This is a genomic window from Methylovulum sp., from assembly GCF_028687615.1.
Taxonomy (GTDB): Bacteria; Pseudomonadota; Gammaproteobacteria; order Methylococcales; family Methylomonadaceae; genus Methylovulum.
In genome coordinates this window covers 1-24,275 of the sequence record NZ_JAQTZU010000005.1, presented here as the reverse complement: position 1 = coordinate 24,275, position 24,275 = coordinate 1, and the positions used below count along the sequence as shown (strand labels likewise).

Below are 24,275 nucleotides of genomic sequence, written 5' to 3'. Positions count from 1 at the left end.
TCCCCATAACCACCGCCATTTGTTGACTGCAATATGACCAATCCCCCTGATATTTTACAAAAAATCCTTGACCAAAAAACGCTCGAAGTCGCCAAGCGCAAACAATCAAGGTCGATTGCCAACCTGGAAGACATTGCCGAAACCGTCACTAAGCCGCGCGGTTTTGCCGAGGCTTTGCAAAGAAAAGTCGCCGCCAAACAAGCGGCAATTATTGCCGAAATCAAAAAAGCCTCTCCTAGCAAAGGCGTGATCCGCGAAAACTTTGAACCCGTCAGCATCGCCCAAGATTATGCGATGAATGGCGCGACGTGTTTGTCGGTATTGACCGATAAGGAATTTTTCCAAGGTTCCGAAGTGTATCTGCAAATGGTTAGGGAACGTTGCCCGCTACCCGTACTGAGGAAAGATTTTATGGTCGATCCTTACCAAATCTACGAAGCCCGTGCTTTAGGGGCCGACTGCATCTTGCTGATTGTCGCCGCGTTGGAAGATAGCCTGATGCACGAACTGGAAGCTATCGCCAAGCAATTAAGCATGGATGTGCTAGTGGAAGTGCATAATACCGAAGAACTGGCCCGCGCCCTGGTCTTGGACACCCCGTTGCTGGGCATCAATAACCGAAATTTGCGTACATTTGATACGGCTTTGCAAACGACTCTGGATTTACAGGCACAAGTCCCGGCGGGACGCATCATCATCACCGAAAGCGGTATCCATACGCCGGAAGATGTCAGGTTGATGCTGGACAACGGCATTTACAGTTTTTTGGTTGGCGAGGCATTTATGCGTGCGGACAGTCCTGGCCAAAAAATGCGTGAATTGTTTATGCTGTAAAAAAATAAACAGGCTATTGCTAGTTAAACCGACTTTGAGTGATCGTTATGGCTGAGAAAAGAAATCTGGTGATTAAAGTTAAGTATCCGACTGCTACAAAGGCAGGTGACGGATCACAGCCGACCGCCCAAGTCATAACGGTTTGGAATGTCCGGCGAATTGGCTTGGCGGCAGGGCTGTTGCTTGGTTTGCTAGTGTTGCTGGTTTATATTTTTAGCGGAGGCGATGGAAAACCGGTTGCCGTTGTTGCCAAAGCTAGGGAGAGTGGGGGCATTTCGCAAACTTCGGTGGCAAGCCCTGCTAAAACGCAAGCCGTGGCAAGCCCTGAAAACCATAATGCCGCGCCTGTCGATTCCAGAATGAGCAACGAAAAGGAACCGTTAAGCATCAACAAACAGGTTGGTATTTCTCAAGTTGCACCGTCATCAAAAGAATCACCACGGGTACGCCGGGCCTTGCTGACCATGCGGGTCCTAAATAAGGAGCCGGCCAATGAAGCACCCCAGGCCTTACGCGTAAAACCTGACAAGCCGGTCACGGTGTATTATTTCACTGAGTTGAGGGGGATGAACGGAAAAACCCTTTACCATGAATGGCTGCGTGATGGCATCCAGGTCGCCAAAGAGCCGCTACTAGTCAGTGCCGACCGTTGGCGCGTGACCACGCATCGCACGTTGGATGGGCAAGCCGGCGGCAACTGGACGGTCAGGCTGGTTGATGACCACGGCAATTTGTTGGATGAAAAATATTTGGAACTCATCACAGAACAAGAATAAGCCAAAACATGATTGAACCTGTTAGGTATACTTCAAGCGGTCAAGTTTTCGGTTTTTAGTGGGACGTTGCAAACTGGGGGGAGCGCGGGCATCCTGCCCGCCAGTTGCGGTCAAGATGACCGCGCTCCAAAAACCAAAAACATGATTGAACCTGTTAAGGGTTTGACCATTAATAACTTCCCGATATTAAGACCTGACAGGTTTTTGAAACCTGTCAGGTCTAGGGTTTCAAGAATGGTTCCGGGAAGTTATTTTTAGCCAAATCCTAAGTATAATTACGTCCCAAGATTTTTAGTTTTAGGGTGTATGTTAGATAAACTGAAATTCAGGATTGATTCAGAATGCCTTAAATAAACTGGAATGCCTGTTACATTAACAATAAAGGAAATTTACATGAAAAAATTATCGATCAAGCTGGCTGTTGTAGGAATATTGGCGCTTTCTGGATGTGCGAGCCAAACGGGATGGACGCCTACCGTTGATAGCTATAATGACCCTAATGCCTTCCGTATTAACCAGGATATGGCGGAATGCAAACAACTGGCCTCGCAAGCCTCAGGTGGCACGGCAAAAGAAACGGCTATCGGTGCCGGCGTAGGTGGCTTAGTCGGCGGTGCTAGCGGGGCCGTGGTCGGTGCATTCACCGGCAATCCGGGCATGGGTGCTGCGATAGGTGCGGCGGCTGGCGGTTTGGGTGGCGCAGCCAAACAGGGCTTTACAGCCGAAGAACGCTATAAAAATGCTTATAACAACTGCATGAGCGGACGTGGACACCATGTCATCCGTTAATCTTGCCTTGTTCAATATCGAGCCGTTAATTTTCAAAAAAGCCATTTTCTTGGCCTTGGAATGTTAAAGCGGTAACGATATGATAGATTGATTCGAGGGGTTCTTTGTGAACCCCTTTTTATTTTTGGACAAACCACACCCATCGAACCGAGTGCAACCGTGACGCAAACAACCGACATCCACGCACACAAAATCCTGATCCTGGATTTTGGCTCCCAATATACGCAGCTCATCGCCCGCCGCATCCGCGAAATTGGCGTTTATTGCGAAATTTATTCCTGCGAATGCCCTGCCGACGAAGTGCAAAATTTCGCGCCCAACGGCATCATCCTCTCCGGTGGGCCGGAAACCGTCACCAGCAATGACACGCCCCGCGTCCCGCAGATCGTGTTTGAACTGGGCGTACCCGTGCTGGGGATATGCTACGGAATGCAGACGATGGCGGAACAACTGGGCGGCAAAGTCGAAAGCTCCAGCCACCGCGAATTTGGCTACGCGCAAATCCGCGCCCGTGGGCATTCCAAATTACTGAACGGTATTGAAGACCATTTGTCGCCCGAAGGCTATGGCTTGCTGGATGTCTGGATGAGCCACGGCGACCGCGTGACGGTTCTCCCCGAAGGATTCATGCTCATCGCCAGTTCCGAGGGTGCGCCGATTGCCGGTATCGCCGACGAAACCAACCGTTTTTACGCCCTGCAATTCCATCCCGAAGTGACGCACACCCAACAAGGCGGACGTATCTTGTCGCGTTTTGTCTTGGACATTTGCGGCTGCGAAGCGTTATGGACGGCAGGCCACATCATTGAAGGCAGCATCCAGACCGTGCGTACCAAAGTCGGTAGCGACCATGTGATTTTAGGTTTGTCGGGCGGCGTCGATTCGTCCGTTGTCGCGGCCTTGTTACACAAAGCGATTGGCACTCAATTGACTTGCGTGTTTGTCGATACCGGGCTGTTGCGCCTGCACGAAGGCGACCAGGTCATGGTCGTGTTTGCCGAACATCTGGGCGTGAAAGTCATCCGCGTCAATGCCGAAGCGCGCTATTTGGCGGCCTTGGCGGGTGTCTGCGACCCGGAGCAAAAACGCAAAATCATCGGTAACTTGTTCATCGAAATTTTCGACCAAGAAGCCGCCAAACTGACCGATGCCCGTTGGCTGGCACAAGGCACGATTTATCCTGACGTAATTGAATCGGCGGGCGCGAAAAGCGGCAAGGCGCATTTGATCAAATCCCACCATAATGTCGGCGGTTTGCCGGACAATATGACATTGAAACTGGTCGAGCCATTGCGTGAATTGTTTAAGGACGAAGTGCGCAAAATTGGTTTGGAATTGGGCCTGCCCGCCGAAATGGTGTTCCGCCACCCCTTCCCCGGCCCTGGTTTGGGCGTGCGGATTTTAGGTGAAGTCAAAAAGGAATACGCTGATTTGTTAAGACTTGCCGATGCAATTTTTATCGAAGAGCTGTACCGTCATGATTTGTACGATAAAGTCAGCCAGGCATTTGCCGTGTTCCTGCCCGTCAAATCTGTCGGTGTCATGGGCGATGGGCGGCGGTACGATTATGTCATCGCCATCCGCGCTGTCGAAACCATTGATTTTATGACCGCCCGTTGGGCGCATCTGCCTTACGAGTTTTTGGATTTGATTTCCCGCCGCATCATCAACGAAGTGGCGGGCATTTCCCGTGTCACTTACGACATTTCCGGCAAACCGCCTGCGACGATTGAATGGGAATAAAAGGTGTCCACGAAAAGCACGAAAAATTGATTTTGAAACGACACGGGGGTTCTACGATCAGAGCGATGGCGGGGTTGTTGGGCCTGAAGCACGACTGCCCGTCCAGGGATAGGTAAATGTCGGATAAGCCCCATCCAACTACCTTTGCCCTGCTTTTTCGTGCTGTTCGCGCCGTTCGTGGACAAAAAAATCATGCGTAACTTGACATGTAACCCTCATTCTGATGACCCTGTAGACCGGCAAACCGTATTGGCTGACGAAGCCTGGATGCGTCACGCCATCCGCTTGGCACAACGCGCCGAAGCCCAAGGTGAAGTGCCGGTTGGCGCACTTGTTGTCAAAAATGACCGTTGCATCGCCGAAGGCTGGAACATGCCGATAGCCAATCACGACCCCACCGCCCACGCGGAAATCATCGCCCTGCGCCAGGCAGGGTTGTCTTTACAAAACTACCGGCTCATTGACGCAAGCTTGTACGTCACGCTGGAACCCTGCGTGATGTGCATGGGCGCGATCAGTCATGCGCGGGTTAAACGGCTGGTGTTTGGCGCGTTTGATCCGAAACGCGGGGCGGTCTGCCATGCCTTGCATTTAACGGATGCGCCATTTTTAAACCATAGCGTGGAATGGCATGGCGGGGTGCTGGAGGAGGCTTGCGGGGAATTATTGCGGGATTTTTTTCGGGCCAGACGCTGACGCATAACATTTCGGCAATGCGCCAGTTCCGGGTCAATTACGAAGATTTCAAACGTTTATAGGCATTAATCAACCCATTGGTGGAACTGTCATGGCTGCTGATGACTTCGTCATTTTGCAATTCCGGCAAAATGACTTTCGCCAACACTTTACCCAATTCCACGCCCATTTGGTCAAACGAGTTGATATTCCAAATCACGCCTTGGACAAAAATCTTATGCTCATAAAATGCTAACAATGAACCTAATGTTTTCGGGGTCATTTTTTTGCACAAAAATGAATTCGAGGGTTTGTTGCCTTCAAAGACTTTGGACGCAACCAAGACAGGGTCTTCACATTCGGCAGGTGTCAATTCCTGTTTGACCTCTTCAAGCGTCCGGCCTTTCATCAACGCTTCCGGTTGGGCAAGGAAGTTGGAAACCAGAATATCGTGGTGTTCCGGCAAATTATAATGGCTGTTGGCGGCAACCAGAAAATCACAGGGTATCAGTTTGGTGCCTTGGTGGATAAGCTGGAAAAACGCATGTTGCCCGTTCGTGCCGGGCTGGCCCCAGATAATCGGGCCGGTGCTGTAGTTGACTTTTTCACCTGTCATGGTGATGCTTTTGCCGTTGCTTTCCATATCGCCTTGCTGGAAATAATCGGCAAAATAGCGCATGGACTGGTCATACGGCAGTAAAGCGTGGGAATCAGCGTCGAAAAAGTTGTTATACCAAACGCCTAATAAGGCCATGATGACGGGGATATTTTTTTCAAACGGCGTGGAGCGGAAATGTCCATCCACCTCATGTGCGCCTTGCAGCAACTCTTCGAAATTGTCCATGCCAATGTACAAGGCGATGGACAAACCCACGGCTGACCACAACGAGAATCGTCCGCCGACCCAATCCCAGAATTCAAACATGTTGTCGGTATCGATGCCGAAGGCGGCAACATTTTCCGCATGGGTGGAAATGGCGACGAAGTGCTTGGCGACGGCGTTAGGGTCTTGTGCTTTCGCCAGAAACCAGTTTTTCGCGGATTTGGCGTTCATCATGGTTTCTTGGGTGTTGAATATTTTCGAAGCAATAATGAACAAGGTGGTTTCAGGATTGAGCGGCTTCAGTTTTTCAACAACATCGGTTTGATCAACATTTGAAACATAATGGACTTTTAAAGCCTCTGTGCTGTAAGGAGTCAAGGCCATAGACACCATTTTCGGACCCAGGCCGGAGCCGCCTATGCCGATATTGACCACGTCGGTAATGGCCTTGCCAGTGTAACCTTTCCAATTACCGGAACGCACTGAATCGCAAAACATGCGCATTTTGGCCAACACCCGATTGATGTCCGGCATCACGTCTTTGCCGTCAACATAAACAGGTTTATTGCTGCGGTTGCGTAAGGCGGTATGCAAAACCGCACGTTGTTCAGTGGTGTTGATCATGGCACCTGAAAACATGGCTTCGATTTTTTCTTCAAGCTTCACCTCTTTTGCCAGCTCTATTAATAAGGGCAAGGTCGCTTCGGTAATTCGGTTTTTTGAGTAATCGAACAGAATGTCGTTGAAAGTCAGTGATAATTTGGCGTGGCGTTGGGGATCCTGTTCAAAAGCGTCGCGTAAGGCAAAATTTTTAATCTGATGGTAATGGTCTTGCAATGCAGTCCACGCTTTTGAAGTAGTCAAAGATGACATGTTGGGGAGGCTCCGTTATTGTGATAATGGCTTAAGTCTACGAAATGACAGAAAGTATAGCAATAGAACAGTAATAGTATGAGAATTTGCTAATGCTATATTTAGTGGTAAGCTTGCTTTCATTGAGACCTTTATTTGGTGGGCTTGATATGCTAGAGTTGACAATTGCTATCAGTCAATCTATGGCGAAGAAAGGTTGTTTCCGGTTGGCCCACACCTTAAAAAGGGCAATTAATGTTTATATAATAATTATTATTTATCAAGACGGGAAGGTATTATGAAAACCGCACATATTTTTAGAAAAGCTTGTTGGTTTCTGTTGGGATTGTTTTTTTCCGCTTCTTTATGGGCCCACGGTGGCGCCGCCGGTACAGATACGGATCAATGTAAATTCGAACTGGAGCCATCGCATTGGATCCATTATACGGCTTATCAGCCCGTAGCCTATTCAGCCCAAGAATTTTGCGGCAGTCTGCCAGGCTACAACACCAGAACCCAATTAGTGTTCGATTATCAGGACATGCGCTATAGAAACATGACAATAGAATTTGAAGTCACCAAGGAGCCGGAAGGCACCCGCGTATTCTTCCTGCCAGCGGCAAAACATAAAGCCGGCTCGGTCAATCTTGAATTGCCAAATGGCGTTCCCGAAGCCGGTAAATATTTAATCCACATCACCCTGGTACCTGACCAAGGCGAAAGATTGGATGCCCACATGAGCTTTAAAGCGGGTACAGGCCCGGCAATTGGCAAAAGCAATATCTTGTTGTATGTATTCTTTGTATTCGCTGGTTTATATGTGTTCTATCTTTCCCATGCAGGGTTTAAAAAGACAATTGACAATGCCATTGCAGCAATTAAAAAATAGTCGATAACTTGGCTAAGAGTGGCTGGCTGAACATATCGTCCGCGAAATGTTCAGCCAGTCCTGCTTTAGCCGATTGGTTTTAACCAAATGAGGAGGCAAAGAATGGTGAAGTTCTTATCGGTGGGTCTGCTGGCAGTTGTTTTTTCTGCACCTGTGGTAGCAGTGGATTATATGGAACATGATGGCATACTCATGAACCACGGTGATGGGCACTTGATGGACATGGCAGGTGGAATGGTCATGGGGCAAAATGCCGATGTCCTGCCCGGCGGTTGCGATAGCATTTCTGAAACCAAGGAAATTACTGTCCACGCGGGCCATAAATATGCCGAAAAGTTTCCTGGACGGATGTTTGCTTTTGACACCCAAGAATTCCGCTTCAAACCTTGTACTAAACTGACTGTTCATTTTGTCAATGAAGACAAAATCCGCCATCAATGGATGATGCATGGCCTGCCCAAATATCTATATCCTAAGGGCATGTTCCATCTGGAAATATCAGGGCCTGCAAAAATATCCGGCACCTTGATTTTACCTCCGGGAGATAAAACTTATCTTGTCCATTGCGATATTGCCCAGCACATGGAAAAAGGCATGAAAGCCCAGCTCAAGGTAGGAGAAGGCGACGGAGATTTGCCAAGTATTCCGGGCGTTACCGCCAATGTTGTGGTCGATGATTATAAAGTCAGCTTACCCGAATTAATTGCCACGGCTGAAGCAGAAGCGAAAATAGCCGCCCAAACACCGGTTGTGGCATTGGCAGCAGCCAAATCGGTGACAAAAACGCTTCCGCCGCAACAGGAAGGTTTTTTTACTGGTATGACGGTTATCGGTTTGGCCTTGGGCTTAGTAGCCGCACCGTTTTTAGCTCGTAAGTTTAAAGGCATGAGCGCATCAGAAATTATTGCCACCATTTTCGAATGGCTGGCTTTGGCAATTGATCGTGTAACCAAGCTTTGCTCTTCCCTGTTAAAACTGATTTTAAGTGGTAAAAACAAAATGTTGCCAAAGTCATAAAGCTGAAGGATAAAAAACCTGTGTTTTCAAACACAGGTTTTTCTATGGAAACGATGGTCAGGCCCAGAGGGAGTTTTATTGATGCAGGAAAGCATTGCCGGATTGTCAGGATTGTTTATCAGCGCCTTTATTTCATCAACCGTCGCACCTGGCGGTTCCGAGGTCGTTTTGGCTTTACTGGTCAACCAAAGGCATTACCCGATTGGACAATTGCTCATAGTTGCAACACTGGGCAATACCCTAGGGGCAATGACGACATGGGGATTAGGTGCGTTGGCGGCTACAAAAGTTTCTGTTGCTGGACTTTTACCGGCAAACCAACAAAAAGCCCTGGTTATCATCAGAAAAGCGGGCGTGTGGATACTTTTGTTTTCGTGGCTACCGGTTTTGGGTGATGCCCTTTGTTTTGCTGGTGGCTGGTTAAGACTGTCTTTTTGGCCCGCCTGTTTAATGATCATGTTGGGTAAACTGGGCAGATATGCCGCAATAGCCTGGGTTTTTAATTAATAATAAGAAATGAGGTGCTTGTGCTACGGCATTTTCCTGAAATAAATTCAGATTATCTCCACAAAAAAAGAGATTATTTCATCGCGGCATTTACCTTTTTTTGCGTCGCCGTTTGTTTGATAAGCGATGCCAACGCCGATATGGCAAAGCAAAATGCCTTGGGCGTTTGTGGTTGGGTGTTTTTGACCGGCCTGTTGCTGGGCGAAAGTAAAGACGTCAGGGTGCAAGTCTTGATCGCCGTGATGTTTGCCACCATCGGCGAACATTTCGCCTCCCCTTACATGGGCGGCTACACCTACCGCTTTGGCAATGTGCCGGCTTATGTACCACCTGGTCACGGCATGGTCTATTTAACTGCGGTCGCATTGGCGCGTTCAGGATTCTTTTTAGCTTATGCCAGACAAATTGCCGCTTTTGTGGTGCTTGTTTGCGGGTTGTGGTCATTATGGGGTGTCAGCGGCATACCTGCACAAGGCGACTATGTTGGCGCATTGTTGTTTGCCGTATTTTTGGCCTACTTGTTTAAAGGCCGCTCGCCTATGGTCTATTTGGCGGCGTTTTTTATCACCACTTGGCTGGAGCTGATTGGCACGGCGGCCGGTACCTGGAAATGGGCGGCTATCGACCCTGTCCTGCACCTGCCCCAGGGCAACCCGCCTAGCGGTGTCGCAGCGTGGTATTGTCTGGTCGATGCCGTCGCCATCGGCGGATCTCCCTGGGTCATGGGGTTCGCTGCTACGGTGCGAGGCTATGTCAAATCACAAAAACTCCGAAAAAATGTTTATCAAGGTGCCAATGATTAAACCGGCACAAAAAAGCAATTCCGATGCCTGCTTAAGCTAGGATACGGGCGTGGCTAAACACGTCGCCGCTTAAGTGGCAAGCCAATGACGCAATTACCAATAAACGAGGAGCACTATGAAACGTCGTGATTTTATCCAATTAAGCGCAACAGGTCTGGCAACCAGCCTGATTGCACCAACAATGGCACAAGCCGAAAGCAGCCAAACCGTTGCCACTGCGGACATTTATTACACCAAAGAATCGTCTGGCCGCTGGAGCGGTAAAGCTGCAACGCATTTGCCAAACATTGAAGTGGGCAAAGCCGATGGTAAAGTGGTTGTTAAAGTCGTCACCGCCCATGAAATGAAAGGCTACGAACATTACATCGTCAAACATGTGTTGTTAGATAAAAACCATCAATTCATCGCCGAAAAAATGTTCAACCCTATGGAAGACAAAGCCCCCATATCTACATTTACACTCGACAGCTATAGCGGCACCTTGTATGCGTTGAGTTTATGCAACAAACACGACTTGTGGTTGAGTTCGGTAGAAGTTTAACCCGTTCTTACACGACTTTCCCATGCGTCTCCCAGCACAACAATTGGCAACTAAGAAATGAGCATGGAATAAATTCGCGGATCAAGACCTGTCAGGTTTCTTGTGCCCCGGAGGGTATCAAAACCTGACTGGTCTGACGGGCTGGTGCGGAAATTATTTCATGCCCGTTCCTAAGTAGCGATGCAAAAATTTTTAACATGGGTAATAGGGCGGGACCAGGTTTCAAAATCGCTATAGGTACTGAAAACGTTACGGAACGGCTCGCTTAAGGCACCTATTGTTGGAACAAACCCGTTTAGGCTCTCGTTATACTTTGCAAACCACGACTAAAATCAATCATTTTTGGACTTCGGTTTTCTCTTCCGCTTCTTCTTAGGCTTAGCCGATTTGGCTGGCGCATCTCCCGCTTTCTTAACCGAAGCCTCTTTCAACACCAGCTCAAAATCCATTTTCTTTTCATCCAAATCCACACGCACGACTTTTATTTTGACACTATCGCCCAAACGGTAGGTGGTGTTGGTGCGCTCACCTAAGAGGCGGTGGCTGGTGGGGTCGAAGTGGAAATAGTCTTGACCTAGGTTGCTGATATGCACCAAACCTTCGACGTAAATTTCCGCCAGTTCGACGAAGAAACCGAACGAGGTGACGGCGGAGATGATGCCGCTGAATTCGTCGCCGATTTTATCCATCATGTATTCGCATTTCAGCCAACTGACGACATCGCGGGTAGCATCGTCGGCGCGGCGTTCGTTGGCGGAGCAATGTTCGCCCAGCATGACCATATCGGGCACGCCGTAGTAAAAGCTGTCAGCTTTTTTGCCTTGCAGACAGTGGCGGATGGCGCGATGGACAAGCAAGTCGGGATAGCGGCGGATAGGCGAAGTGAAATGCGCGTAAGCTTCCAGCGCCAAGCCGAAATGGCCTTTTAATTCAGGGCTGTAGACGGCTTGCGAGAGCGAGCGTAACAACACGGTTTGGATCAGATGTGCGTCAGGGCGGCCTTTGATGCTGTTGACCAAGTGCATGTAGTCCAAGGGTTTTGGTTCTGAGTCGCCGCCCAGCCGTAAGCCCAACTCGCCCAAAAAGGTTTTCAGATTAAACAACTTGTCCGCGCTGGGCCCTTCGTGGATACGCAACAACTTAGGCATTTTTTTGCCGTTCAGATACTTCGCCGCAACGCTGTTGGCGGTGATCATGCACTCTTCAATCAGCTTGTGGGCATCGTTGCGGGTGACGGGGACGATTTTGCTGATCTTACGGTTGTCGCCAAACACGATGCGCGTCTCTTGGGTGTCAAAATCCATCGCGCCGCGTTGTTCGCGTTTCATGCGCAGCACTTGGTAGAGCGCGTACAGCTCTTTTAAATGCTTGAGTAGCGGTTTGTATTTTTCTTTCAATGCCGCATCATCTTCCACCAAGATTTTCGCCACTTCGGTGTAAGTCATGCGGGCGTGGGAATTCATCACCGCTTCCATAAATTTGGCGCGGGTGACGTTGCCGTCGTGGTCGATGAGCATTTCGCAGACCATGCACAAGCGGTCAACATGCGGGTTTAACGAACACAGGCCGTTGGACAAAATTTCCGGCAACATCGGGATGACGTTTTCGGGGAAATACACCGACGTGCTACGGTTTTTGGCTTCGTTATCCAATGCCGTGTTGATCTGCACATAATGCGAAACATCGGCGATGGCGACCAACAACTTCCAGCCAGTAGGGGTTTTTTTGGCGTAGACGGCATCGTCAAAATCGCGGGCATCTTCGCCGTCGATGGTGACTAGCGGAATGCTACGCAAATCGACGCGGCCTGCTTTGGCGGCTTCCGGCACTTCCGGTGTCAGCGGTTTGATTTCTTCCAATACCTCGTCAGGCCAACGATGCGGCAAATCGTGTGAGCGCAACGCCATTTCAATTTCCATGCCTGGCGCAAGATGGTCACCTAGCACTTCAATGATGCGGCCTATCGGTTGGCGCAGTTTGGTGGGTTGTTCGACAATTTCGGCGACGACGATCTGGCCTTGCTTGGCCTTGCCGACGCCGTCTTTTTGCAGCAAAACAGTTTGCGAAATGTTTTTGTTGTCGGGGATGACGTAGGTGAAGCCGTCTTCTTTGTAGAGCCGTCCGACGATTTGGTGGGTGTTACGCTCCAGTATCTCCACAACTGCGCCTTCGCGGCGGCCTTTCTTGTCGATGCCGACGATACGCACCATCGCGCGGTCATTGTGTAGCAGCGGGTTCATTTCGCGTGGCGACAGGAACAAATCGTCCGAGCCATCATCGGGGCGGATAAAGCCAAAGCCGTCGGCATGGCCGATGATGCGCCCGACAAGCAAATCTTTGTTGTTGACTAGGCAGTAGCGTTGTTCGCGGTTGAACAGCAATTGCCCGTCGCGCTCCATCGCGCGTAGGCGGCGGCGCAAAGCTTCCAGCTCGTCTTCGCTCTCCATTGTGAACGCTTCGGCAATTTCCTTGCGTAACAAGGGCTTGCCGGCATGTTCGATTAACTGGAGGATAAGTTCGCGGCTGGGGATGGGTTTTTCATACTTCTCAGCTTCGCGCTGGGCGTATGGGTCTTTTGTTGAACTGAAATCAACGTCTTTTTTAGACTTCAAGGGCATTTAATAATGAAATAATGGTAATGGCTATAATAAAGCTGATGTTTATATGATACATGCTTAGGCTATTGATTAGAATTTAAAATCATCCATAAAAAGCTTGTTGGTCGAATATCTTTAGCCAATAAAAGGCTTATGGCTAGTTAGGGGAATATTTTCGTCCAAGCAGAAGGTTTGATGGACTCTGATTTAGTGGGCTTTGGGGCTACAAAGAATAGGGTATGTAACGGCGGCTTTGTCTGGATAAGTGTATTTAAGTCAAAGGTGGGGTGGAAGTGGGGGATTCGCCGGTGCGGGTACGTTTTAGTTGGTGTCCAAGCCCCCGCAGGTTCTAAGTTCCGTTTGAGCCTTAGAACCTGTCCAGTTAGCGATGCTAGCCGACCGTTTTAGGCAAAGTGAATACTCCAACCGATGACACCAGGTTATTGGACAAATCCACCAAAAGGTCAGTTTGCCGGCCTTGCTCCTGCAATTGGTCATAAGTTTGGTTAGTGCTTTTTTGGATTTGTTGGGCGCGTTCCACCAGACGTAACGAGGTTTCCGACTGGGTGGTCGAGCTTTCGGCAATCCGTTTGACCAATTGCACCAACTCCGAGGTAGTGTCGCGGGTTTCGCGCATTTCATTACCGGCTTGTTGGGCGAGGTCAGTCCCGCGTACCACTTGGCTGATCGCATCGTTCATCGTGATTACCGTATCTGCCGTTTCCACCTGGATATTGTTGACTAGCGCGGCGATTTTTGATGTCGCTTCACGCGAGTTTTCCGCCAGTTTTTGCACTTCGTTGGCAACCACCGCGAAGCCACGTCCGGCTTCACCGGCCGAGGCGGCGTGCATGGAGGCGTTGAGCGCGAGGATGTGGGTGCGTTCAGAAATTTCGTTGATCAAGTTCACGACGCCGCCGATTTCTTGTGAGCGTTCACCGAGGCGTTTGATCCGTTTTTCAGTTTCGCGGATGGTGTCGCGGATGGTCGTGATGCCTTGTACCGTGTCGATTACCGACTCTTGCGCCTTGTTGGTGTTCTCAATGGCTTTCTGTGCCGCTTCGTTGCATGAAAATGCCAATTTGGCAATATCTTTCATGGCAACCGAGGCTTCGTTAAGTTCAAGGGCCGCTTGTTCGACATCTTGCTTTTCATCCGCCGCCAGATTAATGACCGTGGCTGCTTGGGTTTGCACCTGACCGGACACGTCCGCAACGTCATGTGCGATTTGCACGACACGGTTTAATACTTTTGCCATTTCATTGGCGAGCAGGTTCAAGGCATCCGCCACCGGGCCGGTCACGTCTTCGGCCACCGTCGCTTTGGCAGTCAGATCCCTTTGCGACAGTTTTGCCACCGCATAAAGCAATTCAATGATGGAGTTATTGAGGTTTTCATTTTCTTTTTGGATGGTGACGCTAATCATTTCGCGTTGGTCAACCAAGGCATCGAATTGGCGGCCCATCACGCCAATTTCATCGAGGTTTCCTAAATTGGAGCGAACGCTGCTATCTCCTTCAGAAAGTTTGCGCATAACGCTTACCAAATGTTTGACAGGCACGGTAATGCTACGCGAGACATAAAAAGCAATGACCGCACCGACGACAAACAGGAAGAAAATGCCGCTGCTCACGGTGAACAATTCTGTCAGCAAACGGTTTTTCCGGTCTTCAAGCAATTGTTTCAATGCAACGATGGACTGGGTGTTCAAGTCGAAAACACCGTTGATTGCCGTTGTATAGGCATTAAAAAAATCCTTGTGGTCATAATCAATTGATTCTTTAGCAATTATTTCAGTTTCAGTTAGCTTAAAGACGTTGTCGACTGCGGTGAAGGCGGCTTGCATCGGCGTTTGCAATTTAGTTTTCACGTTCGGTACGAGAGCCATCGTTTTTTGTAATTGGGACGATGATTCTTGTTGATGGCTTTTAGCCTCCGAAATAAACGAGCTAAGGAACGCGGTCCCGGCGGTATCGGTTTTATTGCCCATCAATATGCCGGTACCTAAGCTGCGTATTTTATCCAGTGTTTCCGTCAATTGCGGCATGGCGTATAACGCCGAGCGGATCATGAAATAGGAACCGGCTTCAGGATCAAACGATAGCAAATAAAAGTCGGCCAATTTATCAATGATCACAAAGTATTCCGCGATTAAATCGGTTTGTGCCTTTAATGCTTGCAAAGCGGTGAGCTTATGGCTTTTTACTTGCTCAGCCAACGTTTGCCAGTGTTCTTTGGCAATACCCCAATTTTTGACCGTGGCTTGGTCCCTGACGCTTTTTTTGAGCAAGTTGTCCATCGCCGCAATAGCATCATCAATTTCTTTGGCCTTAAGCTCAAGATTAGCGATATTGGACTTGTCGCCTCCTAAGGCCCGTGACGCCAAGCTACGGTATTCCTGCGTCATTTGGACAATTTTTATCATATTGCCCGATGGCTTTATGCCGTCGATTTCTTTTTGCGTCACCGTAATGCCATTTTGCGCACCGACAAGATAAAAGCCAAACGGCAAAACCACCAAAACAATGGCGATGACACCCAATATCGCAAACTTTTGCCACAGCAGTAGCCGACTAAACAGACTTGCCTTGTTTTGTTTCATTTTATGTTTCCCTTAATTAAAGATCATCAAAGATCATCTGCAAGCCAATTTCGGATTTAGCTCCGAAATCATGGGCTAAAATTTTGTGTGTTTCTAAATTGGATGCCAGTGCGCTTGCTACGATACGCTTGCTTCCATCAACATTTGCATCTTCGCGAGCAGCTCGTCTTCCCGTACCGGTTTGACGAGATAAAAATTGATCCCGGCACCTTCAGCCATCATGCGGTGTTTTTGCGTGGTCCGTGACGTGATCATGATGACCGGCAAGGTTTTTATCGCGGCTTTCGAGCGGATATGCGCGGTGAGTTCTATGCCGTTCATTCTGGGCATTTCCAAATCGGTGAGCACCAAATCCGGTTTGATCTGTTGCAGCAGGTTGACGGCTTCGATACCGTCACGCGCCGAGATGGTGTTGAAGCCCGCGTCTTCCAGCAGTTGCTCAAGGGCGCGACGCTGGCTGAGGGAATCATCCACTAGCAGGATAGTTGGCAACAGCGATTTTGGCTCCTCTATTTCGATGGCTTCAATCGTGTCCAAATTCCAAGCCGCAACGGAAGTCCTGAGCAGTTCAGGTACGTCCAACACGGGAGCGACTAGACCATCGCCCATAATTGCCGCGCCCAGGTAACCTGGTATTTTCTTGAGGTAATAGCCAAAGTTTTTTATGACGATATCCAGGCTGTCAGTAACGCTATCCAGCAAGACAGCCGTGATGTCATCACCGTTTTGCACCAGCAGGACAACACCATTCGTGTGCATTTGCCGGGGATTTTGCGGGACATGCAACAGCGTGTTCAGCGATAGTACCGGATAAGCCTTATCTTCCAGGCGGAGCATGGCTTGTCCATCGCTGGTGGCAAAGTCATCGGGTCCAGAATATAAAACTTGCTTGATGCCTTTGCTGGCAATTGCCACCCGATACGGGCCGGCATTCGCCAAGAGTGCGTGTGACCGGCTTAATGGCAAAGGCATCCGCAGTTCAACGGTCAAGCCCTGGCCTCTACGGGAATGCAAGCCGAGCGTCCCGCCAAGGTTTACAACCTGGAAATACACGACATCCATACCGACTCCGCGTCCTGAGGTCTGGGTAGATTGGGTGCGGGTGGAAAAATTGGGGCGCAGGATAAAACGCTTTAAGTCATCTTCTGAGGCTTCTTGATCGGGTGCCAGCACACCGCGCCTTTCGGCGGCGGCACGGATGGCGTTGAAATCCAGGCCCTGGCCATCGTCTTGGCAGCTCACCAAGATATTATTGCCTTCCCGCTCAAAGCGGATGGATATGTGGCCCTGAGCAGCTTTGCCGAGTTGTAGGCGGTCCGCTTCGTTTTCAATGCCGTGGTCGACGGCATTACGCAACAAGTGCATCAGCGGATCAACCATAGAATGTAGCATATCGCTGTCAATCAACAGCTCTTCACCGGATAGGCTCAAATCGCTTTGCTTGCCGGTCAGTCGGCAAGTTTGCCGTAACGCCCGCTGCAAACGCGGGCTGATGGTCGCCACCGAGACCAAGCGGGTCTTCATGATGGATTCTTGGGTTTCAAGCATCAAGCGTTGCTGATAATCCAGAACCTCGTCCATTTGTTCCAGTTCTTTTTGGACATCAAGGCTCATCTCCCGGGCATCGACCGCCGCTTCGATCAAACGGCGGCTGGCGGTATGCAGTTCGTTATACTGATCCATTTCCAAGGCATCAAAATCCGGGCCTGTTGACGTTACGGCCTGGCCGGACAAATCCTTAAGATCAACCAATTGTTCCAATTCAGCACTCAATTGTTGTAAGTGCGAGAATTGTAACTGTATGGTCTGTAACTGCTTTTTCATGCGGCGCAGGGTTTCGTTCGCCTGGCTGTTAAGGATGATGTTTTCGCCTGAAAGCCTGAACAAGTTTTCAATTTGATTGGCAGGAACCCGCATCATGGTGATTGGGGCGGCTGCCGGAACGGGTTTTTCGACCGACTCAAGCCCAGCACCGGAATCAATGGTGGCTGTTATTTCGTTTCCTTCTGTGTCGGAATCCGGTATGCCATCCTTATCAATCCGGTTGGCCCAATCGAGGATTTCCTGCAATACCGCCTTGGCGTCATCAGGCGGCGGACTAAAGCCCATGAGGGCCTCGCTCATGGCTTCCAAACAATCTGCGGCATTGACCAAGGCGTTGCTCAAGGTACGTCCTGGCAATTTTTGCCCATTGGCGCAGACGGTCAAAATATCTTCCAAATTGTGCGTCAATACGGCAATGCCTTTAATGCCAACGGTGTTTGCCGAACCTTTGAGGGTATGGGCGACCCGCTGGGCAATTTCCAGAGCCTCGCTGCTGCCAGTTTGCATACGTTGCACGGCTTCGGAGAATTGCTGGGTCTGTATTGGCAATTCTTGCAGTAAAATTTCCAATAGTTCCTGATTGACATCGCCTGGCAAGGCGAGCGACACATCTTCATCGGTTGCGGTACCGCTACGCGCCGCTTGCTCACGTTCAGCTTCGGATTGATCCTCTACGGAAGAACTTTCCGCGCGAATTTGCATCAGGATGCCCGACAATTCTTCGAGTGCCATTGGCACGGGCCATTGCTCATCAGCCAAGCCACTGACGATCAGTTGCGCCGCACTACGGTCATTGAATGACGGTAAATAGTCTTGGACTTGAGCAAGCCATTCCAGCAACAATTCTAAATTTTCGGCGGTGAACAAATCGATTTGTTTAAGAAAACGATGCAAGTTTTGATTGATATGGAGGCAAATTTGCCCTAGCCCGGTAAATCCCGCTGTCTTGGCGGCATTGGCGAAACGTTCCAGTTCCTCTGAGGTTTGCTGCAAGCTCTCCAACACCGAGCTGCTGTTGCCGATGGTTATATTTTCTAGGCAGGAACAGACTTGCCGGGTTTCCAGCAGCAATAAGCCGACCAGTTCCTGCGTCACGGGTGACAAAGCTTCTGAAAAATCTTCTGAAAAAGCTTCTGAAAAAGTGTCGTCATCGGCACGGCTTGGGATAAAGGCCGATGGCAAATCATCCCGGTTTTCGTTGGCGGCTTGATCAGGCCCGTTACCATCGGCGGCGATAGTCATTTGCTCTTCCAACAAGGCAAATTCATCCTCGCCCATAGGGATATTCAATGTGGGTTGGCGAAGGAAAGCAATGATCGCATTTATGGCTTCGTTGGGCTGCTTGTTGTAAAGCTTGTTCAGTTCGGACCAATAGGCAAGCATGGACACCACATCTGCGCCGACGGCTTCCAGGTCTGTTTCCCGCAGGGCTTCTGCCAATAAAAGATTGGCATCCTGGAGACCATAAAACCCATCAGCAGCGGCTTGATCGGCAAGCATTTCCATGTTGGCGATGTGTGCATCCAAAGATTGCCGGGTTAGTGCGATGCTGGAAGTATCCAGGATGGAGGGTGTTTCGGTAGCTTGCGGATCTGGTTGGATTTCGGCGGCTGTTTCTTCCGCATCGGGAGCATTTGCGTCAAAACAAAGCTGTTGTTCGAGCATGGCAAATTCTTCGTCTTCCATCGGGATGCCCAATTCTGGACGACGAAGATAAGCGATTATTGCTTTTGCCGATTGGGTTGTCGGTTGGGCCAGATATTGTTCCGCCAGTAAAGTCCAAGCGGTAAGCAATGAGTTTAAATCCGTTGCTGCCGGAAGCCCGCTTATCACATCGACGAGCACCAGGTTGGCATCCTGTAGCCCATAATAGCCTTCCTGCGCCGACAAGTCGGCAAGCTGCCCAAGAACAGAGGCAGGATCCCCATCTTTTTTTGATTCCGGCGTGATCTGGGCTATTTCTGTCATGTCACCGTTTCCTCTGTTTTATGCTGGTGATGCCCTAGCACTTTAAAAAAATCTTCAAACTGGGGCTTAAGCCAAACTTGCCCGTCTTGTTCATAAGCACCGGTGACAAATGCTTGCAAAATAGGCGCTAGCAAGGGAAGCTCTTCAAGAGGCAGCAAGGACGCGCTGTTTTTGATCTCAGGAAAACTATCTATCCACAGTGCAGCCGCTTTATCGCCACGGTCAATGGCAAATAGACGGCGTTTTTTGGGATCAGCCGCTTTTTCTTCCAATACCCTGTGCAAATCGAAAACCGGCACCAAATTGCCGCGCAAATTTAATAACCCGCTTATCCAAGGATGCACATTAGGCATCGCGCTGACTTGAACTTTATCGAGCACTTCACAATAAACCGCCGTAGATATTAAAAAGCCCAGGCTTCCGATGCGAATGCCAAAAACGCTTTCTATTTGGGTTTCTGCTTGCGGCACTAACGGAAATCCAGTGTCGACTAGGCCGGACATCTTAAACCCTGCTATTTCCATTGAGTGATGCTCCAAAATTAAGGTATATAAAATAATTACTTAGAGATTGGCTAATTTATCGGCAATTTCTTTTGCATTATATGGTTTAGCGATTAAATCTTTTGCCCCCTGCATTTGCGCCCAAACACGATCCGCTTTTTGGCTTTTACTGCTGACGAAAATAACAGGGATGTGCTTGGTTTCAGGGTCATCCCGCAAGGTGCGGCAAGCGGCATAACCATCCATACCTGGCATGACAATGTCCAAAAAAATGACATCAGGTTGTTCAGATTTTGCCTTTTTAACCGCTTCATCACCATTACTTGCCGTAATAAACAGGCAATTGGCGTCTGCTAACGAGTTTCTCAGGTTCATTAAATCGGTTTGGGAATCGTCACAGATTAAAATTTTTTGTATGGGCATGGGGGGCTTTACCTAAATTAGGTTGGAATTTAAAGATTGCCGAAACCGTTGCCTCAGCAAGACAAGATGATGGTTACGGTTTTTTTTGCTTTTCTAGCCAAGAAATCAACCTGGTGCCGAGTTTTTGAAACGCCTCCGGCTGTATCGGTTTTGTCAAATAAGTCGTACAGCCGGCTACCACGCCTTTAACCTCGTCCAAAGGTGAGTTTTTTCCTGACACCATAATAATGGGCGTTTTTTTGTACTCCGGTTTTTTTCGTAAAAGACCACAGGTTTCGTAACCGTCAATGCCCGGCATCATAATATCCAAGAAAATGAGGTCATATTGTTGGGCTTCAGCTTTCTCTATGGCAATTTCGCCGTTATTGGCAAAATCAATGCCTTGGATTTGCGGCAAGGTGGCAAGATTAAGTTCCAAAGACTTTTGGATGGCAAGGCTGTCATCCACCACTAAGGCACGGAAGCCAGCGTTGTTGGGCGATGTTGAAATGACTGGTGCTACTGGCTTTTCGATAGGGGCCGTTGGTGTGGATGCCAGTGGCTTTATGGCAACCACTTGCAATGGCGTGCCGGCAATTATTGGTTGTGGGGCTAAGGTGTCGCCACAAGAGGGCTCTACTGGCACTTTGTCGAGCACACTAAACACTCTGGCGGCAATTAACATTCCGCGTAGGTGATGGGCAGGCGCTTCCTTCAGGGGGCCACGGCTTACCGCCATCACTTGGGATTGAGGATAGGCTTCCAGAATCGCATCTTTTTCCCGTAGGGCTAAGGGGTTGTCATAATTGACAATAACAATGCCGTTGCTTTTTTCTTCTAAAGATTTGCTAGGGAAGTATCTTCGCCCTTCAGTCCGGTCACATTGAAATGTACGGATAAGCCTTTCTTCATCTGCGGATTCAAATCCTAAAATGACCACCCGAAGTTGCTGATCGTCATGTTTTTCTTTATTTTCAGAGGGTGAAATATTTTGTGCCATCATAGAGTCAACCATTGCGATTTTATGTGTTTCTAATCCTGAAACGGAGGTGGGTGCGTTTTAGCTTTTGGGATGGGGGGGTGCTGATTATGCAGTGGATTTTGCGGCTCCTAAAGATTTGGCAAAATCAATATACCATAAATGACATTAGGAACGGATGTTTGAGGCTGAACTCGATTTTAAATAATATTAACAACTTGTCAACGTCAAACAGTTATAACTATACAAAATTTGCAATGCTTTTGCACGATTAGGTTAAATCTTGCAAAAAATACGATTAGCACTAAAAAATTATAAATTATTGGGTCGACGCATAAAGAAAAAGATATGTTAATTCTATGTGTCCAGATGATGGATAATAGTCAATTGCCATCTTCTAGGCCACTGCCATTAAGTTAATGTTTTCTCATTATATTTCAATGAGATAGCTATAGGATGTGCCGATGACAGGAGGGGCGTCCATCGCGGGAAAACTCGATAGATGCGCTTCGTACCTTTTATGCCCGGATACAGCACATCCTACTATCCAGGCTCAATCAATTATTTATAACACTATAATTGTTAGAAGTTTTTCTTAGAACGTGTTTTAAAAGCGTAGCGAGCGGTTCGAGTGCAAGGCGCACGGAGCGGAGAAATCGGAGTGTACTGGAGTACATGAGGATTTCGAGCACCGCGCAACGCAGCAATCGAACCGTGTAGCAGCTTTTAAAACACGTTCTTAACTTATTGGCAGTGACCTTCTAGGTAGGGGCGGATTAACAATCTTTTTCCCATCCTTGTAAGTTGAATTTGTTTAAAAAACAGCCCGAATTTAACCGCTAGCGATATTTGTCCGTTCCTAAAGATTTTGGCGTATTTAAAATTTGGGTAATTTTTCACAAACAAAATTAATTTTAAACAGTACCATTAACCAGAAATAACAATCATAAACGCAACATCTTGATAAGGATTTGGCTAAAAATAGCTTCCTTAAATTTTGACGGGTACATTTTGTAGGGGTGATTTTAATCCCTAGGGCGAATGGATTCGCCCCTACTGGCTTCCTGTATCCTAATTCAAATCGGAAAGTTGTTTTTTACCGAACCCTAAACAAGAATTGGGATTTATGTGGAATAACTCCTGCGACATTATTTTTGTCATGTTATCAAAAGGGTAGTCCTGCAATCGGAATGATTTGTAAAAAGTCAAGCCTACCGATTTATTGGGTCGAATGCCCGTACTTCAAGGCGTACAGTCATCGCAATATTTTATTGACAAATCTATTATCATTCCGATTGCGGAACTACCATCAAAAGATAGCTGCTGGTATATAAGATCGGCTTTAAATGAGCTGGGCTATTGGGTTTGCAGGGCTGGCTATTGATCACGTTGCTCACGGCGTGATAGACTCGTAACCGAAGTAGTAAGCCGTTATTTCCAACATAATAACTAACGCCCGTTTGTTATATATTGATATTTCGCCATCTGCGGTCACCAAGTTAGAATCCGTTTGTAGCCATAGCATCCATAGCATCTGGCGATTCCGGTTTTTCAATATCAAAAAGATTTACCCCCATAATTAATTTTGTCCAAACAACCTATCCATTATGACAACCCCCTCTAATGAGCGTTTAAGAACACCTCTGGCTGTCACCTTGTCAGTATGGAATGCGCTATTCTTGCGGGAAGCGGTAACCCGATTATCATCTGGGCGTGGAGCTGCGGTGTGGCTGCTCGGCGAACCGATCCTTAATGTAGCCGTCATGCTGGTTATTTTCACGGTCATTCGTATGAAAGTCGTCAGCGGCATAGACGTACTGGCTTGGTTGATCGTGGGTTTAACCTTCATCTCGGTTTATAAGCGGACATCCTCACAAGTGCAGAACGCCATCAGTGCCAACAAGACCCTGTTTGGTTATCGGCAAGTCAAGCCCATCGACACCTTGCTGACACGCGCTTTTCTTGAAGGTTTTATAGCGTTGCTTGTCATAATTATCACTTCTGCCGGCGCCATCTTTCTGATCAATGTTGACTTGATACCTGATGATGCCGGCATGATGTTGTCGGCATTTTTCGGGCTTTGGCTTATGGGCTTAGGATATGGGATGATTTGTTCTGTGACCGTTGAATTGGTTCCTGAATTTGGTAAGGTCATTGGTTTGTTAGGGATGCCTATTTATTTTACCTCGGGGGCCATATTCCCTTTACACAGTATCCCTCAGCCTTATCTTGGCTGGGTGCTTTACAATCCTCTCGCGCATGGATTGGAAGTTGCCCGCTTGGGGGTGTCATCTTACTATCACGTGGTCAATGGAACGAATCTGACGTATTTGTATCAATGCGCACTTGTTTCCATTTTTTTTGGTTTGGCCTTACAAATTCATTTTGCGCGAAGAATCCTAATCAAATGATAATTGTTGAAAATATCTCTAAACGCTATCAAACAGACCACGGGCCAGGCAAATGGGTATTGGAAGATGTGTCTTTTGTCATTCCCCGCAATGTCAGTGTTGGCATCGTCGGTGGCAATGGGGCCGGAAAAAGCACTTTATTACGGATTATTGGGGGGGTTGACCAACCCAGTCGCGGGCGTATTGAACGCCATTGCCGAATGTCCTGGCCTATTGGCTCTGCCAATATGCAACCGTCACTTACTGGACGGCAAAATGCTAAATTTCTCTGTCGTATCCACGGCCATGAAGACGATATTCCTGAGCGGCTGGCTTTTATCCAGGATTTTGCTGAAATTGGAAGTCTTTTTGACGAACCGGTAAGGACTTATTCACCTGGCATGAAATCACGTCTCCAATTTGGGATTTCCTTGGCCTTTAAATTCGAAGTCTATATTTCTGATGAAGCGACTTCAGCCGGTGATGCCAGTTTCAGGCAAAAGGCTTCCGATGCGTTTAAAAACATGGTCGGCCAAGCCAGCTTGATTATGGCTGCGCACGGTGAAGGTGCTTTAAAAGAATTTTGCACTTCAGGAATTTTTATAAACAAAGGACGGGCGGTTTGGTTTGACGCCCTAGACGACGCGCTGAGCGCCTACAAAGACAGCATCAAGAAATGAAACTAAAGCACAAGCCCGGCCTGCTGGGGCCGATCAAGAAACGCCCGGTGATGGCGACGGCCCTGCTGGGCATGTCCCTGT

At 48.5% G+C, this 24,275-nt stretch carries 19 protein-coding genes; 12 read left to right on the top strand and 7 right to left on the bottom strand.

Features of this window, described 5'->3' with window-relative positions; genetic code table 11:
* The first annotated feature begins 33 nt into the window (after positions 1-33).
* The 5 genes from trpC to tadA all read left to right on the top strand — a co-directional run bounded on the left by trpC (position 34) and on the right by tadA (position 4,838).
* Complete coding sequence (gene trpC / locus PHH59_RS04085; RefSeq protein ID WP_300011642.1) at positions 34-834, top strand: indole-3-glycerol phosphate synthase TrpC; 801 nt, start codon at positions 34-36, stop codon at positions 832-834.
* 47 nt (positions 835-881) lie between these two features.
* On the top strand, positions 882-1,610 hold the full coding sequence (locus tag PHH59_RS04080; RefSeq protein ID WP_300011639.1) for a DUF2914 domain-containing protein: 729 nt from the start codon (positions 882-884) through the stop codon (positions 1,608-1,610).
* 393 nt (positions 1,611-2,003) lie between these two features.
* On the top strand, positions 2,004-2,399 hold the full coding sequence (locus PHH59_RS04075; protein ID WP_300011637.1) for a glycine zipper family protein: 396 nt from the start codon (positions 2,004-2,006) through the stop codon (positions 2,397-2,399).
* A gap of 159 nt (positions 2,400-2,558) precedes the next feature.
* Complete coding sequence (guaA, locus tag PHH59_RS04070; RefSeq protein WP_300011634.1) at positions 2,559-4,142, top strand: glutamine-hydrolyzing GMP synthase; 1,584 nt, start codon at positions 2,559-2,561, stop codon at positions 4,140-4,142.
* 192 nt (positions 4,143-4,334) lie between these two features.
* A complete protein-coding gene (gene tadA, locus PHH59_RS04065) occupies positions 4,335-4,838 on the top strand; it encodes a tRNA adenosine(34) deaminase TadA (protein WP_300011631.1) in 504 nt (167 codons plus the stop codon).
* 37 nt (positions 4,839-4,875) lie between these two features.
* On the opposite strand, the gene pgi is transcribed toward tadA, so the two are convergent.
* Positions 4,876-6,513 (bottom strand): glucose-6-phosphate isomerase, encoded by a 1,638-nt coding sequence (gene pgi, locus PHH59_RS04060; protein WP_300011628.1) that lies wholly within the window; start codon positions 6,511-6,513, stop codon positions 4,876-4,878.
* 277 nt (positions 6,514-6,790) lie between these two features.
* Between pgi and PHH59_RS04055 the strand changes: the two genes are divergently transcribed.
* The 5 genes from PHH59_RS04055 to PHH59_RS04035 all read left to right on the top strand — a co-directional run bounded on the left by PHH59_RS04055 (position 6,791) and on the right by PHH59_RS04035 (position 10,249).
* Positions 6,791-7,381 (top strand): hypothetical protein, encoded by a 591-nt coding sequence (locus PHH59_RS04055; RefSeq protein WP_300011625.1) that lies wholly within the window; start codon positions 6,791-6,793, stop codon positions 7,379-7,381.
* 102 nt (positions 7,382-7,483) lie between these two features.
* Positions 7,484-8,398, top strand: a complete 915-nt coding sequence (locus tag PHH59_RS04050; protein WP_300011622.1) for a copper oxidase — start codon at positions 7,484-7,486, stop codon at positions 8,396-8,398.
* An 81-nt stretch (positions 8,399-8,479) separates the two neighbouring features.
* Positions 8,480-8,905, top strand: coding sequence for a YqaA family protein (locus PHH59_RS04045; RefSeq protein ID WP_300011619.1), 426 nt, complete (start codon positions 8,480-8,482; stop codon positions 8,903-8,905).
* A 20-nt stretch (positions 8,906-8,925) separates the two neighbouring features.
* On the top strand, positions 8,926-9,708 hold the full coding sequence (locus PHH59_RS04040) for a hypothetical protein (protein WP_300011616.1): 783 nt from the start codon (positions 8,926-8,928) through the stop codon (positions 9,706-9,708).
* A 115-nt stretch (positions 9,709-9,823) separates the two neighbouring features.
* A complete protein-coding gene (locus PHH59_RS04035) occupies positions 9,824-10,249 on the top strand; it encodes a desulfoferrodoxin family protein (protein WP_300011613.1) in 426 nt (141 codons plus the stop codon).
* A gap of 332 nt (positions 10,250-10,581) precedes the next feature.
* On the opposite strand, the gene rnr is transcribed toward PHH59_RS04035, so the two are convergent.
* The 6 genes from rnr to PHH59_RS04005 form a co-directional block, all read right to left on the bottom strand.
* Positions 10,582-12,867, bottom strand: coding sequence for a ribonuclease R (gene rnr / locus PHH59_RS04030; RefSeq protein ID WP_300011610.1), 2,286 nt, complete (start codon positions 12,865-12,867; stop codon positions 10,582-10,584).
* A gap of 370 nt (positions 12,868-13,237) precedes the next feature.
* Positions 13,238-15,448, bottom strand: a complete 2,211-nt coding sequence (locus PHH59_RS04025; protein WP_300011607.1) for a methyl-accepting chemotaxis protein — start codon at positions 15,446-15,448, stop codon at positions 13,238-13,240.
* Positions 15,449-15,565: 117 nt separating this feature from the next.
* Entirely contained in the window at positions 15,566-19,240 is a 3,675-nt protein-coding gene (locus PHH59_RS04020) for a response regulator (RefSeq protein ID WP_300011604.1), read from the bottom strand.
* Entirely contained in the window at positions 19,237-19,743 is a 507-nt protein-coding gene (locus PHH59_RS04015; RefSeq protein WP_300011601.1) for a chemotaxis protein CheW, read from the bottom strand. Before PHH59_RS04015 ends, PHH59_RS04020 begins: the two co-directional genes overlap by 4 nt.
* Before the next feature lie 60 nt (positions 19,744-19,803).
* On the bottom strand, positions 19,804-20,166 hold the full coding sequence (locus tag PHH59_RS04010; protein WP_300011598.1) for a response regulator: 363 nt from the start codon (positions 20,164-20,166) through the stop codon (positions 19,804-19,806).
* A 73-nt stretch (positions 20,167-20,239) separates the two neighbouring features.
* Positions 20,240-21,148 carry a response regulator gene (locus PHH59_RS04005; protein WP_300011595.1) on the bottom strand — a complete coding sequence of 303 codons (909 nt, stop codon included), beginning with the start codon at positions 21,146-21,148 and terminating at the stop codon, positions 20,240-20,242.
* Between the two features lie 1,583 nt (positions 21,149-22,731).
* Between PHH59_RS04005 and PHH59_RS04000 the strand changes: the two genes are divergently transcribed.
* Together PHH59_RS04000 and PHH59_RS03995 are read left to right on the top strand one after the other, a co-directional pair.
* Complete coding sequence (locus PHH59_RS04000; protein ID WP_300011592.1) at positions 22,732-23,535, top strand: ABC transporter permease; 804 nt, start codon at positions 22,732-22,734, stop codon at positions 23,533-23,535.
* Positions 23,532-24,194 (top strand): ABC transporter ATP-binding protein, encoded by a 663-nt coding sequence (locus tag PHH59_RS03995; RefSeq protein WP_300011589.1) that lies wholly within the window; start codon positions 23,532-23,534, stop codon positions 24,192-24,194. The genes PHH59_RS04000 and PHH59_RS03995 overlap by 4 nt, the downstream gene beginning before the upstream one ends.
* Positions 24,195-24,275 lie beyond the last annotated feature (81 nt).